Annotated in this window: 13 protein-coding genes; 7 read left to right on the top strand and 6 right to left on the bottom strand. The window is 33.6% G+C overall.

Annotation, left to right across the window (positions count from 1 at the left end; translation table 11 throughout):
- Positions 1-1008 carry a glycosyltransferase family 2 protein gene (locus AC3WR0_RS22910; protein ID WP_492554444.1) on the top strand — a complete coding sequence of 336 codons (1008 nt, stop codon included), beginning with the start codon at positions 1-3 and terminating at the stop codon, positions 1006-1008.
- Between the two features lie 619 nt (positions 1009-1627).
- On the top strand, positions 1628-2545 hold the full coding sequence (locus tag AC3WR0_RS22915; protein ID WP_492554445.1) for an NAD-dependent epimerase/dehydratase family protein: 918 nt from the start codon (positions 1628-1630) through the stop codon (positions 2543-2545).
- A gap of 602 nt (positions 2546-3147) precedes the next feature.
- Here AC3WR0_RS22915 and AC3WR0_RS22920 read toward each other — a convergent pair.
- The 3 genes from AC3WR0_RS22920 to rfbF form a co-directional block, all read right to left on the bottom strand.
- On the bottom strand, positions 3148-4245 hold the full coding sequence (locus AC3WR0_RS22920) for a glycosyltransferase family 61 protein (RefSeq protein WP_492554446.1): 1098 nt from the start codon (positions 4243-4245) through the stop codon (positions 3148-3150).
- Positions 4246-4486: 241 nt separating this feature from the next.
- Positions 4487-5572 (bottom strand): CDP-glucose 4,6-dehydratase, encoded by a 1086-nt coding sequence (rfbG, locus tag AC3WR0_RS22925; RefSeq protein WP_492554447.1) that lies wholly within the window; start codon positions 5570-5572, stop codon positions 4487-4489.
- 16 nt (positions 5573-5588) lie between these two features.
- Complete coding sequence (gene rfbF / locus AC3WR0_RS22930) at positions 5589-6365, bottom strand: glucose-1-phosphate cytidylyltransferase (RefSeq protein ID WP_492554448.1); 777 nt, start codon at positions 6363-6365, stop codon at positions 5589-5591.
- A gap of 316 nt (positions 6366-6681) precedes the next feature.
- On the opposite strand from rfbF, the gene rfbC reads away from it, so the two are divergent.
- The 3 genes from rfbC (at position 6682) to AC3WR0_RS22945 (ending at position 9558) form a co-directional block, all read left to right on the top strand.
- The gene (rfbC, locus tag AC3WR0_RS22935; protein WP_492554449.1) at positions 6682-7251 is read left to right on the top strand and encodes a dTDP-4-dehydrorhamnose 3,5-epimerase; all 570 of its coding nucleotides are present in this window, start codon (positions 6682-6684) and stop codon (positions 7249-7251) included.
- A 427-nt stretch (positions 7252-7678) separates the two neighbouring features.
- Positions 7679-8656, top strand: coding sequence for a glycosyltransferase family 2 protein (locus AC3WR0_RS22940; protein ID WP_492554450.1), 978 nt, complete (start codon positions 7679-7681; stop codon positions 8654-8656).
- An 89-nt stretch (positions 8657-8745) separates the two neighbouring features.
- A complete protein-coding gene (locus AC3WR0_RS22945) occupies positions 8746-9558 on the top strand; it encodes a glycosyltransferase family 8 protein (RefSeq protein WP_492554451.1) in 813 nt (270 codons plus the stop codon).
- A 157-nt stretch (positions 9559-9715) separates the two neighbouring features.
- On the opposite strand, the gene AC3WR0_RS22950 is transcribed toward AC3WR0_RS22945, so the two are convergent.
- Complete coding sequence (locus AC3WR0_RS22950; RefSeq protein WP_166026515.1) at positions 9716-10630, bottom strand: NAD-dependent epimerase/dehydratase family protein; 915 nt, start codon at positions 10628-10630, stop codon at positions 9716-9718.
- Between the two features lie 368 nt (positions 10631-10998).
- Entirely contained in the window at positions 10999-11880 is an 882-nt protein-coding gene (rfbA, locus tag AC3WR0_RS22955) for a glucose-1-phosphate thymidylyltransferase RfbA (protein ID WP_492554452.1), read from the bottom strand.
- A 1102-nt stretch (positions 11881-12982) separates the two neighbouring features.
- Between rfbA and AC3WR0_RS22960 the strand changes: the two genes are divergently transcribed.
- Together AC3WR0_RS22960 and AC3WR0_RS22965 are read left to right on the top strand one after the other, a co-directional pair.
- Positions 12983-14062 (top strand): YheC/YheD family endospore coat-associated protein, encoded by a 1080-nt coding sequence (locus AC3WR0_RS22960; RefSeq protein ID WP_492554453.1) that lies wholly within the window; start codon positions 12983-12985, stop codon positions 14060-14062.
- 691 nt (positions 14063-14753) lie between these two features.
- A complete protein-coding gene (locus tag AC3WR0_RS22965; protein ID WP_492554454.1) occupies positions 14754-15452 on the top strand; it encodes a PIG-L deacetylase family protein in 699 nt (232 codons plus the stop codon).
- A 47-nt stretch (positions 15453-15499) separates the two neighbouring features.
- Here AC3WR0_RS22965 and AC3WR0_RS22970 read toward each other — a convergent pair whose 3' ends face one another.
- A complete protein-coding gene (locus AC3WR0_RS22970; protein ID WP_492554455.1) occupies positions 15500-15967 on the bottom strand; it encodes a low molecular weight protein-tyrosine-phosphatase in 468 nt (155 codons plus the stop codon).
- Positions 15968-16360 lie beyond the last annotated feature (393 nt).

The raw sequence follows: 16360 nt of genomic DNA on the forward strand, positions 1-16360 counted from the left end.
GTGGGAATCTTATACAGTGTAATAGTCCCAACCTTTAACCGTGCTGAACAGCTTCGGCTGACATTAACTGCATTTGAACTACAGACATTTGTTCAGTTTGAGGTCATTGTTATAGACGATTGTTCGACAGATGTAACGGCAGAGGTAGTCAAAGAGTTTTCAGGGAAGTATCCCCTTCAATACATCCGCGTGGAAGAGCGGAGAGGACAGGGAGTTGCAAGAAATATTGGTGCATCCTATGCAAAAGGTGATATTTTGATCTTTTGTGATGCAGATTTACTTGTCCTTCCCAGTTTCCTTGCTGATTTCCATCTTTTGCAATCCCAGCATAAAAATGCCATTATCTCTGGAACCCCTTATTGTTTCAATATGGTTTTTACTCATTATTTTCCGGATTTCTCACGCAGGGAACGTAAATTGTTTCGGGATATTGTAGGTCAAACAGATTCCCCCAAAAAGGTGACACCTGTGATTAAACCTGAGGACCTCAGGTCAAATTTTAATTGTATCTATCCATTGGTGCGGCAATGGGAGGTTGTTCCTGACAATGTGAAGGAAGCTTTTTTAAGTACAGAAGTTGCCCCATGGCTGCTTTTTATTACTCGTTGTGTCTCCATTCCAAAGGATATCTTTTTGCAGGAAAGAGGGTTTGATGACCGGCTTATTCGAGGGGAGGACTGGGAGTTTGGTTATAGACTTTACAAAAAGGGCTACACCTTTAAAAGCGTTGGGAAAACTGTCGGTTTTCATCAAGAACATCCTCAACAAAGACGAAAACCTCATTTCAGTCACCCGCCGTTTTATGTATTTTTATATGAAAAATTTGGGATGGCCGACCCTGAATTAGCCTTACTTTCTCTCTGGGATTCTTCAGATGATCTATGGAATCACATTCATGAATATAAAAAGGTCTTAACAAAGGAGCAATGTGAGGAAAGAAATTTATTGTTTTTAGCTTGTGAAAAACTGGCAGTAAGAAGATTGGCTGAGTATCGGTCGAAATTATAAAATAGTTGCTGAAAAAGGCATTGGGGTCTCCAATGCCTTTTTTCATTGTGCGTCGCGCATGGGCATTCGCTAGATGGTGAAAGTCCGTTATGGGGGAGATAGCGACAACCATTACCAAGAGCAAGGGTGTCAAACGCGAGGTGGAATCCGAAGGAAGCTGGAGGCAAAATTCTGACCCGAGGAACACGAACATCATCAGGCGAATTCTCAAAGGGTGAGGCTGCAAAACAACTCGAAGCCCAAAAGCTATCAGGATGTGGATACCTAAATCTGCCTATGTCAAAATAGCAGACGTCAACTTCGCAAATTGTTGTGTACATGTTCGCCGTAATTGGTTAAAAGCGGACAGTAAAAATGAACAAGTTACACATTATTTCCCGGATTGAAGGGTGATATCCAAAAGATTATGGAGCCTCTTTTGCTATGTTGGGAACCCCAAACAAAAGTAAAGCAGGCTTTTTTATGGCAGTACACTAAATTTCTTCCAAAGAGAGATTTTGAATTCCACTCAAGTAGAAAAAATAAAAGGAGTTAGCGCCATTAAAAGTTTGTAAAAAGTAAATAAGTTATCATAGGACAATCTGTAATCCACATACACGATATAAAAGGAGTGATTATTATGAAAAAAGCTATAGTTACAGGCGCTACAGGTTTTGTCGGCCACCACTTAGTCAAAGATTTGGTTAATAACGGATACAAAGTATTAGCAATGATAAGGCCAGATTCAAAAAACATAGTTAAGTTACAAAATATAGCAAATGTTGAGATAGTAGAATATGATTTATCTGCTTTAAAAGATGCAAGTAGAAAAATAAATGATAATTATGATGTTTTTTTTCATCTAGGGTGGGAAGGAGTTTCTGGAGAAAAGCAATCTAACTATGATATACAAATAAGCAACATTAAATTTTCGCTGGATGCCATGGATCTAGCATACCAAACTAGGTGCACTCGTTTCATTGGAGCGGGAAGTATACAGGAAAAAGAGTGCTTAATCGAAATGCCAAAAGAGCAAGAAACGAAAAATCAAGGTAATGCATATAAAACTGCGAAACTGGCAGCTCACTTCTTTTGTAAGTTAAAAGCAAGCAAACTTAACATGGAATTTTTTTGGCCATTACTTACAAATACCTATGGTATAGGTGAATTATCAAACCGTTTAGTAAATAATGTTATTCGGCAATTAATTAATGGCCATGAACCTGCATTAACAAAGGCGGATCAGTTATATGATTTCATATACATAACTGATGTAGCTAGGGCATACAGATATATCGCAGAAAAAGGAAAAAGTTATAATCAATACGTAATTGGCAGCGGTAGAGTGATACCACTAAAAGATTATTTAGTAGAATTAAAGGATATCGTTAAACCTGATGCTACTCTAGGATTTGGAAGACATAAAAATAGTGGTGTTTATATGTCAATTGAAGATTTGAAAAATGAAAACCTAAGCAAGGATACCGGGTTTAAGATTGAGGTGCCGTTTAATGAGGGTATTAGATTGACGGCTGAATGGCATAGGAGATTGAAGTGAACCCTTAAAATCGAATATGAATAGTATGGTAATAAAAGTAATAAAATCTGTTTTATGAAATTGTTCTTTGAAGTATATATTAAATTTTAGTATATTAAAATCATTTAATTCCCCAATTGGTCTCCTTTCTTCAGTTGGTTTAAGGCTGAAGCTGTATTCTCTTCTCCCTTAGCATTTTACTTGTGGTTGAGGGCACAAAAATTACGCCTTTCTATACTTAGCCTTTAATGTAATTCGTATTCACTATAAAGCTATTTTCCTCTTTGATTTTTGGTGCCATTTATCTTACTAGTCATTTCAAAAAACCTTAAGAGAAGGTGGGTGGATATCTTTTCATTACAACAAAAAACCGTTTTTTGAATGAGTGCCTATTTATAACAAAGTATTAGCACAAGCAATTTTAGACCACCTACAGCATATGCCTCAGTCAGCGGTCAATGAGCGGTGATTTTAAGTGAATTTGGTTCCTTTGTAAAAAGGAAATTTCAAACCATGGGTGACAGAAAAATAAGCTAGTTAACAAGACGGAAAAGAATAATGAGTAAATAAGAAGTAAAGCCATGATATGATTCGTATCATGGCCCTTATCAATGCATGTTTTTTTATTTTAAATTTTGGTAGTATTCAAAAAACCTTGACTCATTGATAATAATATCATGAAAGTTCGTCACATTAGATGTACCTATGTTAGTCTCAAGTAAATGATGATAATCTAAATTATATAGTTGACTGATTAGGTAAAATTGTGGGGGTACAAAATTAGAGGGGAAAATCTCAATTACCTTGGTTCCTGGGTTGCAAAAGATCAGATTGGTGAGACCTGCTCCAGTAGGACCTATTACAAATTCGGCCTGTGAAAATAATTTTGCTTTATCTGCTATGCTAATTTTCTCTAATTCATATCTTTCAAACCCCTCTTTTTGTAGGAAATTAAAAATAACTTCTTCATTGAGAATTTTCCTGCTAGCGGTTTCAATTCCATTTCTAGTAATATATATTTTCTTATTCCTTTTTTCAAAATTGATATTAGGCGGAAGAAACTTATTTCTAATGAAATCACATGCCCATTTTGGTGTTACGTAATACTGTGAAGGGATAATCAAATTTTCAACTTGCAAATGAGTCTTATCATTAGGTACGATGATTTTGTCAGACGGTACACCGAACAGGTTCAATAATTCGAGTTCTTTTGGAGAATTGACAATATATTTCTCTATGTTTAATCCGCTTTTTTCCAAAAGATGAAGTCTAGGTATTGTATCTATTAACCAATGATAATAATTAGTAGTGAATGTGAGTGTTAAAATGGCTGCGTTTTTCAAATACATTGAAATGGGATACAATTTTTTTTCTTGAAAAAGAGTATGTTCCTCAGGGTTTTGCCATACCCATTCGTATGAATAATCGTGAATTATTTTATTGTCATTTGTAATTATGGATCCGCGTTTCCCCACAACTCTAGCTTGTTCTAATACGGTGACATATGCTTGTTCAAAATAATTGGGGTTCCACCAATTTTCTATTTGGGACCACAATCCAATATATACATTTGGACCTAATTCAAATTCTTGTATGTGTTTTGGTACGTCGGTTTGAGGATATATTTCTTTAAAATAATTCATATTGCTTTTTTCGGAATAGATAAAATCTTCTAATCTCCTATAGAACCCAACTGGAATTGGATTTCGTTTGTTTTTCACATTGCATCCCTCATTTTTTTAATATCAGTTGAGGTTTTTTGAATTTGTTTATTAGCATTTAATCATGTTAAGAACTTTACTGCTTTATGAAAATAAATATACTCTTTCGGTCGGTAAATCAGATCTTAAATGAAACTTTGCAATTAATATAGTTAAAGTTTGATAAAATTAATATCGTAGATTTCCCTATTTGTTGGGAAATGAAATGAGCGGAAGTTCTTTGTGCCATAGAAGTTCACGATTATTGTTTTGACTTTAGTTCAAACTCTTCAATTTGTTCTAAACAAACTTTCTTTAAGTTTTGTTTATTAATGAACGCCCTTGTCCATAGTACTACCTTATTTATGGCTTCATCTACATCCCAACGCTGCTCCCAGCCTAAAAGCTGTTTTGCCTTGGAACAATCCAGCTTTAAGATTTTGGCTTCATGAGTAGCATTATCTCCCTGTATCTTTATATAAGCGGATTCTCCCCATTGTTTTAAAAAGATATCCACGATTGTTTTTACAGTTAGAGTATCTTTTTCAGATGGACCAAAGTTCCAGCTGCCTTGATACAAATAACCATCATTATAGAGTTTTTCAGCTAGTAAGAGATATCCGCTTAGTGGTTCTAATACGTGCTGCCATGGTCTTAATGAATTCGGATTTCTTATAATAATTTCCGTTTTATCAAGGCAGGATCTTACACAGTCTGGTAATAGGCGGTCTTTGGCAAAGTCACCGCCGCCAATTACATTACCCGCTCTTGCAGAAGCTAGAGCAATACCATATTGATTATTCCGATAAAAGAAAGACTGAAGATAACATGAGGTAACGAGTTCCGAACAAGCTTTGCTGCTAGAATATGGGTCAAAGCCGCCTAATTTATCATCCTCACGATATCCCCAGAGCCACTCCTTATTTTCATAGCACTTATCAGAGGTCACGTTTACTATTACCCTCTTTTTATTTGACTTTGTCGATAGTGCCCTTACAGCTTCAAATACGTTAACTGTCCCTAATACATTTGTTTCATATGTCTCTATGGGATTGGAATAAGATTCTCTTACTAATGGCTGTGCAGCTAAATGTATAATAATATCTGGATCAAAGTCTGAAATAACGGTATTAAGTAACGTATAATTCCTAATGTCGCCAAATACGGTGTTTGTAATCTCGTTTATCTTACATAAATCAAATAAATTAGGATTTGTTGGCGGACTTAAGGAATACCCAGTAATATTGGCACCTAAATAATGGAGCCATAGGCAGAGCCATGAGCCCTTAAATCCTGTATGGCCTGTAACAAAGACTTTTTTTCCGTTCCAAAATTTTTTATTTAACATTGCATTGAACCTCATTTCAACTCCATATTTTCCAAGGAGCCTTTTCCGATTTCCAGAGCTCCTCTAAGTAGTTTTTATCTCTTAAAGTATCCATTGGCTGCCAAAAGCCGGTATGCTTATAGGCCATTAACTGACCAAGTTCGGCAAGCCTTTCAAGCGGCTCTTTTTCTAAAACTGTTTTTTCATTATCTATAAAGTCAAAAACTTCTGGCTCAAAAACAAAAAAACCGCCGTTAATCCATCCTCCATCTCCTTTTATCTTCTCTTTGAATTCTAAGACTTCTTGTTTCTCTGATAAATCCAATGAGCCAAATCTGCCTGTTGGCTGAATAGTAGTAAGTGTTGCCAACTTACCGTGTGATTTATGAAAATTTATGAGCTTATTTATATTTACATCGCTAACTCCATCTCCATAGGTTAATAAAAAAGGTTCATTTCCAATAAATTTTTGAACCTGTTTTACCCTACCTCCTGTCATCGACTCTAACCCAGTTTCAGCTAGGGTAATTTTCCATGGCTCTGCGTTTTGATTATGAACTATACTTTGATTTCCATGAGTGAAATCTACTGTGACATCTGATTTATAAAGATAATAGTTTAGAAAATAATCCTTTATTTTATATCCTTTATATCCCAAACAGATAATAAATTCATTAAAACCATAAAATGAATAAATTTTCATTATATGCCAAAGTATTGGACTATCACCAATTTCTATCATAGGTTTAGGTTTCAAATGAGACTCTTCGCTTATTCTTGTTCCAAATCCACCAGCAAGAATGACTACCTTCATTCCTACCACCTCTCATTCACTTTTTTAAATGCTTGTTCAATATTCAGATATTTCCATTAGCGGTACTAACTTATCTTTATTCAATTAATAATAAATTTGTTCAAGCTTCTAGCAAAAATAGGCCTTTTTTGAAAAGAACTAATTTAGGATCGATCTTTATATAAAACAAATACACTAGCGTTGGAGTTAGTGCATAAATTATTTATTGTTAGGTTTTTAAGAGGGCAAACGAAAGTTTAGGACTACGCGAAAGAATGATTAATCGACAAAATAATTTTTATACGATATAAAAAATTCCCATTGGAGTTGCATAGAAATGTTTACTAATTACAAATTTTTCCCAACAAAATTAGAAGGTCTTATTCTTATAGAACCTTTTACCGTTTACGACGAACGTGGGATTATGAAAAAAACCTTTGAAAAAAATATCTTCTTAGAAAATGGTATTGATTTTTCACCTATTGAGGAAATTGAAACAACATCCAAAAAGGGTGTTTTAAGGGGTCTTCATTATCAAAGTAATAAGTCTCAGGCTAAACTTATTAGATGTGCAAAAGGTAAAATCCTTGATGTAGCAGTAGATTTAAGAATAAGTTCTTCCACCTTCGGTAAACATTTTTCTGTAATGTTATCATCAGAAAATAAAAGAATGCTTTATATTCCAAGAGGTTTTGCACATGGTTGTTTATCATTAGAGGATGATACGACTTTCTATTATCTTTGTGATAATAAATATTTCCCTGAGCACGATTCAGGTATTTTATGGAACGATGAGATTTTAGCCATTGACTGGAAAATGAAGGGTATAAATCAAATTATATTATCTGAAAAAGATAAAAAATTGCAGACCTTTCAGGAGTTTAAAACACTTTATTGTGACTTTTAAAATTTACTGTATGGTGTTATTATTCATTTTTTAAAAATAATAAATCAAGATACTTTATGCTCTCAAAGAATAACAGACCAGACGAAAAGAACGAAAAAGGCTTCCTAAGGTTGATACATGCTCACATAATGATTGAGTTCCCACTGACTAGAAACAATCACTTCGACTTACCTTAATTCATCCAACGTATGAGCATTTATTCTATCAATTCAATGATGTTTTTTCGATTCTTGCTCATCACTTAAATGTTACGCTCTGTTGCAGCTGGAGGTATTAATTATTTTTAATCCACTTATATTTGAAGCCCCAACCTAAGGGGAAATTTATAGAGTTTAAGAAACCTAATTAAAATCAAAAATCATATGAAACTATTTTCTTCTTTTTTTATAACTTGATAAATGGACGGATGATGTAAGGAGTGAGATTTATGGAAATATCGGTGGTAACAGTGGTATATAACGGAGAAGAGTATCTTAAGGAATCCATTGAGAGTATTCTTAAACAAACATATTCACATTTTGAATATATTATTGTAAATGATGGATCCAATGATAAGACAAGAGAAATATTGGACAATATAGCGGATTCCAGAGTTAAGGCAATTCATTTAGAAAGGAATGGAGGGGCAGCAAATGCCTTAAATATTGGAATTAATGAAGCAAGAGGCAAATGGATTGCACTCCAAGATGCTGATGATGTTAGCATAGAGCATAGATTGCAAACTCAGTTATATTTTATTAAATCGGATCCTAGACTTGTAGTTGTTGGTTCATTAGTTCAATGTATACCCGGGAATGATAAAATTAATCAAAAGTTTCTTCAATGGGAGGAATCCTTTTTTAACAATAAAAAAAATTTCAGGAAGGAACAATTTTACAGCACTCCCCTTTGCAATGGTACCGGATTTTTCTTAAAGAGTGTATTTGAAAAAATTGGAGGATATGATCCAATATTCAAAATTGCTTATGATTACGATCTATGGACTAGAATGTTTGAAATGGGGGGGATTTCTAGGGTGCCGGAAGTTTTATATAAATATAGAGTACGTAAAAACTCTCTTGCACATCGTGATAAAATCGATACAAGGAACGAGGTATTACTCAGTACCTTTAAAAATATTTCAGAGCTAAGATTTAATCATTTAAATAGGAAACCAAAATTGTTATTACTAGGCACAGAAAAAAACTACGAATTTTATAGGAGTCATTTGGAAGGAAAAAATCATTATATAACGATGAGCTTTCCTGACCCACGGTCAAATGATATAGAAGAAGCTTATTCATTATACAAATCAAATGAAATCGATGGAATTGTTGTTAATTCAAAAAAACGTAGGCTTTTGCGTCAATTAAGAAGGAGGGGTCTATCATTCGGAAAAAATTTATTCACTATTCAAATACCTTGAATTTTCAAATATCAGCTTACAATTAGTTATTTGTATTATATAAGCATATTTTTCTGTGTATCTTTTGAACAAGAAAAAGGTGAAGAACATTGGAAACTATACAAATAGTTACTACGAGCAATGATAATTATGCAAAACCCACAGCTGTCATGCTTACTTCCGTGTTAGAAAATAAGAAATCAAACAATCCCATGTCCATTAATATCATTGGTAGATTGTCTGATATTAATAAGTTTAAGTTAAATGAGTCCATAAAAAGATTCGGATTAGAATTAAAGTTTTTTGATACTTCTCCCACACTTTTTGAGGACTTTAAACTCACAAATCACTTAACAAAAGAAGCATATTATAGATTACTCATTCCTGACCTTCTTAATGCTGAGGTTCGTAAAGCCATATATTTGGATAGTGATATTATTCTTAATGAAGATATTACTGAACTATGGAAAATTAATATAGAGGACTATTTCGTAGCAGCGGTTAATGAATTTAATAAAAGAAGGCATAGAGCTCTGTCTCTGCCCACCAAAAAAGGAATGTATTTTAACTCTGGTGTCATGTTAATAAATCTTGATAAATGGCGTGAAAATCATACAACTAAAGCTGTAGTAGATTATTTAAAAAATAACGAAAGTATTATTATTTTTCTAGATCAGGATGCGTTAAATGCTGTTTTGTATAGTAAGTGGCTACCGTTGGATATGAAATGGAATTTCACAACAGAATTATATAAAAGGATTATGAGAATTAAAAAGAAAAAAAGTAGTAAAAAAAAGATGAACGATTTTAAGCCAGCAATCATTCACTTTACCGGTAAAAGTAAACCTTGGAATAAAGGACACATATTACAAGACGAATTTTTTAAATATGAAAGTATAACTATTTGGAGTGAAGATATTTAAATATAATAATGGTAATCTAGGTTTAGACAGATAGTTTTCCCTTAGTATTAAAAGTCCAGCAACGGTTATAAATATGTCCTGTATGATATTTTAAACCCTGAATAGCCAAAAGGCATCCAATGTATTAATTGGATGCCTTTTGGCGTACTCAGATTCTTTAATCATGTTCCTGGGAGAGTTGTATAATGCCTTCTTCGAGGCTAATTTTGGGAGACCATCCCAAGGAAGTTAATTTGTTAATTGATAATACGTTGAAACTGAGTTCCCCTGCTTTAGCATTTGTATAAACTGGGGGTTTTGAACCACGATATAGTCGATAAAACAAGGCGAGAAGCTCATTTAATGATGTTCCTTTGCCAGTTCCAACATTTAAAATTTCGTGTGGGAGAGATTCCAATTGGCTAACCAGTATATTTGCCGCCACAACATCACTCACATGAATATAATCACGAATTTGTTTTCCATCCCCATACACAATGGGAGGCAAACCGTTTCTTATACGGTTTTCGAAAATAGAAACTACCCCGGATTCTGAAGCTGGATTTTGCCTTGATCCATATACGTTTGAATAACGCAAAATGATTGATTGAAAACCGTATTGTTTAGCGTAAAAGTCAATATAAAATTCAGATGCAAGTTTGTTAATACCATATGGTGAAACAGGTTTAGTAATAAAAGTTTCTGGCAAAGCTATTTTAGGAGTTTGACCATAAACAGTGCCTCCTGAAGAAGCGAATATGAATTTTTTTATTCCGACTTTGCCTGCTGCTTGAAGCAAGCGAACAGTCCCAAGCAAATTCGTTTCTACATCGTAAATAGGATTGCTGACTGAATTTCTAACATTAACTTGTGCAGCGTGGTGGTTTATTATGTCTGGTTTTTCTTTACGCAAACATTCTTCGAGAGTAACATCTAAAAGAGACATGCTGATAAGACGGGCATCTGGATTTAGGTTAGACAAAGCCCCAGTTGATAGATTATCTAGAACAACAACGTCATATCCGTTATGAATATATTGGTCAACAAGATGTGACCCGATGAAACCTAATCCTCCTGTAACAAGAACTTTCAATTTTTTTCACCCTTTTTTAGTTGAATATTTTAATTCCTCCCGTATTTTTAAGAAAGGCAGGATACAATCAGAAACATGAATAAGAAATTGAGTAATGGGTACATAGATACGTTATTGGAGTACGTTAAGCAGGGAGTGATTCGACTCCCAACCGATTCTCTAACAATATTAATAAATAGAAAATGCAATTTATTAACCATAATCGCGCTTTTCACAATTGTAAATGATCATATTCAAGATATTTAAGCATCTGACCTTGTCAACTTGTTGTAATTTCAATTTTTGGGGTCTGGATTATCCAATAATAGAGTGAGGGACTTGAAATGGTTAAAAAATAGGAGAAGGCAGAAAGAGTTTATTTCTTTAATTTAAAATACATTTCTATTTTTTGTTGCAATTTTCTTTAAGTGACTTCCATAATCAGTTTTAAGCAGGGAATTGGCTAAAGAAATTAACTGCTCTCTCGTTATATATCCTTTTTTATAGGCTACTTCCTCTATGCATCCTATTTTAATGTTTTGATGTTCTTCAAATATCTTTATACATTGTGAAGCTTCATACAATGAACTATGTGTACCAGTATCAATACAGGTAAATCCTGTTTCCAACACTTCAACATCTAGCTCGTCCATAAATAAATAGGCCTTATTAATGTCCGTAATTTCCAATTCCCCTCGTTCAGAAGGTAATAGACTTTTTGCTAATTCTACTACCCGGTTATCATAAAAATACAATCCTATTACCGCGTAGTTTGATTTCGGATTTTTAGGCTTTTCTTCTAAGGAAATAGCTTTGCCGCTTAGATCAAATTCTACGACTCCATACCTTTCAGGGTCTTTTACATAATATCCGAAAACGGTAGCACCTGTTTTCTTTGTGATTGATTTTTGAAGGCGGGCAGAAAGAGCATTTCCAAAAAGAATATTATCACCTAATATTAAAGCCACATTATCATCGCCAATAAATTGCTCACCGATAATAAAAGCCTGTGCAATCCCTTTTGGTGATGGCTCGGCTTCATATTTTATCGAGATTCCTAAGTGGGATCCATCTCCTAATAACTTCATAAATCTTAATTTATCCTCGGGAGTTGTTATAACTAGTATTTCACGTATACCTGCCTCCATTAGAATTGAGAGGGGGTAGTATATCATCGGTTTATCATAGACAGGTAAAAGAGCTTTTGAAATAACTTTTGTTAAAGGACTAAGTCGAGATCCACTACCCCCAGCAACTATAATTCCTTTCAACTTGGCACTCCTTTCTTGGATGAAACTTCCTATATTTAATCATGATTATTAGATTTCAGTAATCAGCTTTTAATGACGAATAAAAAATATGGTTTTCTGTATTTTTAGGGTATTCATTTATAAAGAATGTGATTAGGACTTCATCATGCTCTAATAAAAATTTGGCGTTTTCCACACAAAATTGGTCAATTTATCTCTTACCGGCATATTTGCCGACCTCCTAAATACCGTTAAAGCAGCTCCAGCTAGTTTAAAAGAAAAGATAGAAAGGTTGATGAAATCATGATCGAACAGCGAGCCTTGACAATGTATTGCAAAATTAACTTGAAATACAATAATACTTGATATCGGAAATTGTATTATTTAATGCTTTTGAGTTCATTAGATAAAAAAGAACCAAAATATCATTAATTAATTCAAACACCTTCCAAACGCTGTCTCTTGAAAGGTAGTATATTAGTACATTATTTTTTTCCCGCTCTTTTCGTCCATCCAACTATATAAAGAAATCATTATTGAGAATAATATTTATCTTTTTTCCTCAGTATTTTTAAAGATTTTCTCCATGCTACATGAACTTATTTTATATATAACTATGGAATTTCCAAGTGCATCATTAAATTTTTATTCAAAACCAACCATTTTAATAAAGAACAATCAAATCCTTTTCTTATTTATAAACTATTCAGTATAGTGGGAAATTGCTTGGTTGTTTACCCAAGTCTGAGACAGATTTATGCATCTTTTCATAATAAAGCAATGACAAATTGTCCATAAGTAATGGGATACAGACAAAATCAGTGAGTGTTGCTCTGTTCCAATGAATTATAGGGTTTGGAAGCTAATGATATGCCTATACATAGTGGTCATTTTTTCATATTCATATTAAGAACTCGGTTTAAATCTTTATAAGGTGATGTCAAAACCGAATAAGTAGCATTAGTGAATATTCTTAGAAGTTTAGCTGTTTTTAGTCAAAATCAATTTACTTATGAATTTTGCATACGGGCATTTGATATGAAGCTAATGCTGAATCATAGATTCAATCTATCTTTGGTTCATTTGTGGTAGAGAAATAAATTTATAGGAGGCATTTGGATAAATGAGTAGACCGTATGTAGGTATACTATTAGACAATATAATATATAATGGCATTCCACGTGGAAGAACGGGATTTGAACACCTTTCCTTTTATGAAGAAGCGGGGATTATGTATGATTTTATACCCTGTTTTTTTCGGATCCAGGATATTGAACCAAGGGGAAATCAAGTACAGGCATATGTTAAAGGTGAAAATAACAAATACATGAAACAAAGTGTTCCTATACCAAGAGTGATTCATAACCGTGCATTATTTAATTCCAATAGGGATTATAAAAAGGTCCAGCAGTTAATGAATAATGGTATCATAGTTTTTAATATAAAGAATCGTTATCGTAAAATACTAGTTCACGAAATACTTCTAAAGAACAATGAACTGCACAAACATTTACCGATGACGCTAATAGCAGATGAAAATAATATTCTTCAAATGCTGGAAAACTTTGATTCACTTATTATTAAGCCAAATAATAGCAGTTTAGGGCTTGGTGTCATGCTTATTAGTAAAGAGGATGATGAATACAAATGGACCTTTCGAAATCGAGCAACAAAAAAATACGAAAGTCTTACTTTTGGGAACCAATTACCACAAAATTTATTGGATATTCTTAGGAAACGTACTTTTCTAGTTCAACAAAGAATTCCACTGGCATCTTATCAAGGGAATCCATTCGACCTTCGGGTATCCGTTCAAAAAAATCAGACGGGACATTGGCAAGTGACAGGTATTGTTGGGAAAGTCGCTAATGGAGGAAATTATGTAACGAATGTTGCGAGGGGAGGAAAAGTCTATCCGTTAGATGTGCTATTAGAGGGAAAGAATCTTAATAAAGACCAAGTCTATAAGGCAATTGAAAAATTTTCGTTACAGGCTGCCGAACAATTATCAAGTGAATTAAGCGGTTTAGCTGATCTTGGAATGGATATAGGTATTACTGAAGAGGGATTCCCGATGTTTATTGAGTGTAATGCACGGGATTTAAGGATAACGTTTCGAAATGCCAAAATGGAATCAACATGGAAAGCTACTCATACAACACCATTAGCTTATGCAAAGTATTTACTGGATACATTATATTAAGAATGGAAAAATCAGAAAAGCAATAGTAGATTTTTAAAAGTTATGTGAACCCCCTTGGTTGGTCTGGGAAAGCCAACCAAGGGGGTGTTTTAGCATGGTCAAGTTTTTTGGGAATCACTTATGATTTTTTGAGTGGTGATTTTAGCCAAAACTTATTCTGCTTGCTAGGCTTAATGACAGTTGTGTTTAATGTTGCAACTTTGTTAGTTGGAATATTATCAAACACAGAAGAAGATACATTAGCAGTAATTTATATTGTTTCGGCCTAATGTAGGGTAATCAAAATCGTTATTATGGCAGTAGAAGCTAATGGTAAAAATTTTATGATAGTTTTATATATTTTTTTATATTTTTTTATATACAGCGTGTAGATAGCCCTGTCCTTTCTTTCTTATGCAAATACAATAATTAATGTGAATGGCGTCTGACGTTAAATAACTCAATTAGCTCAAATGTGGATAATTGGGGTGATTGACTATTTGAAGTACTTTCTGTTTATTCCCTTAGTAAAATTGGTTCCTTAAAATTCAAATATTTATACCGTTAAAGAATTGATTTGTACAATATTTTCTTCTATTCAAAGTTTCGACAACAAAAGGTAACCAAATAGAAAGACCCCTTAGTCAACAAGACAAGAGGAATTTTTGAAGTTTATTACTGGTCTTTATTGAAAAGAAGGAGTGTGAAAATAGTGCAAGCTATACAATATGAAAATCAAAGGGTTTTAATATTGGCTCCTCATGCAGATGATGAGGTTATCGGATGCGGGGGGGTTATCCAGAAATACTTGGAAAACCAAAGTGCTGTTCGAGTTGTTATAGCTACATTTGTATACGGTACTTATCAGAAGTTTCACAAAGAAAATAATCTATATGAAGAATACAGTGGAATGGTCCGTTTAAAAGAGTTAGAAAAGGCTTATGAAATATTAGGTGTGACTGATCATAGTATCATGTATACCGATAATGAAAAAATCAAATACCATAGTAAACTGGATGTGATACCAAGAATAGAGTTGGTATCAAAAATTGAAAGGGAAATTGATTCATTTAAACCAACAGTGATCTATATTCCATCGTTAACGAAACATCAGGATCATACAGCTTTGCACGAGGCTGCTTTAACGGCAATAAGACCATATTATTGGAACGGATCGGTACTCGTATATGAAACCGATGGTGAGCTTTCTTTTTCACCCAATTTATTTGTCCCGCTTAAGCCAGAGCAGGTCGAAAAAAAAGCAAAAGCTTTAGCAGCTTATAGGACACAGGTTGGCGGAAAAAATCATCCCACTACTCCCCAATTTCTTTCGACAAAGGCAACATACAGAGGACAATCAATTTACACCGATTATGCTGAAGCATTTCAGGTTATAAGAATACACGGGTAGAGATAAAATGGACAAGGGATAGGATGAACTATAATAATATATGAATTTTACAAAATTTCCTTCGATAGAATTTTTTTCAATAAACCCTGACATCCTGCATGGATTAATTGATAAGCTTTTTCAAATTCCCCGGTGTGGTAAGGGTCAGGAATATCGATACAATCACTCTCTGTAATAAATTCTGACAAGTAATGGACGTTTATGGCTTTGTTCCCGGCTAGTTCCTTGATCGACTTTTGGTTTCTTTCATCCATAACGATAATAAGGTCAAATTTATTAAAATCTTCTTTTGTTATTTGTCTTGCAGTAATATTTTCATAAGGGATTTTCCGTTTTGATAAAACCTCACACGTTCCTTGGTGTGGAGGTTTTCCAAAATGCCAATTACCTATTCCGGCTGAATCGACCTTAACCTTAGTACTCAAGTTATGTCTAAGTAAGAGGTCACGGAAGAGTGCCTCTGCCATAGGTGAGCGGCATATATTTCCATGGCAAACAAATAAGATAGAATTCATTTATATCACCTTCTTGTCAATTGTAGACTATGGGCAGTCGTAAAAAGACCCACTCACTTTACTTTATTAAAATCCATAAAAAATCGTGAATATTTCTGATTAATTAATGTACTAATTAGTTAAATAAAGGAAAAATATTCTTAGGAAAATTCAAAAAGATAATGTACAAACTAAAACTTTGTTTTAACAAAGTAAAGAAGAATTATTTTTTTAAAAGTAATATAAAAAAGACTGCCAGCAAATCTAATTTTTTTATTTTCGACATACAAAGAGGCTGCCCCAAAATAATACTTTTTTGGGGAGCTTCTTTTTTATTTATGACAAATTGTATTATTAAGTGCGACATCTAGAAAATACAAAAAAACCCACACTCGCTTCGTGTAAAATAGAAGT

The organism is Neobacillus sp. FW104-15D2 (genome assembly GCF_058790155.1).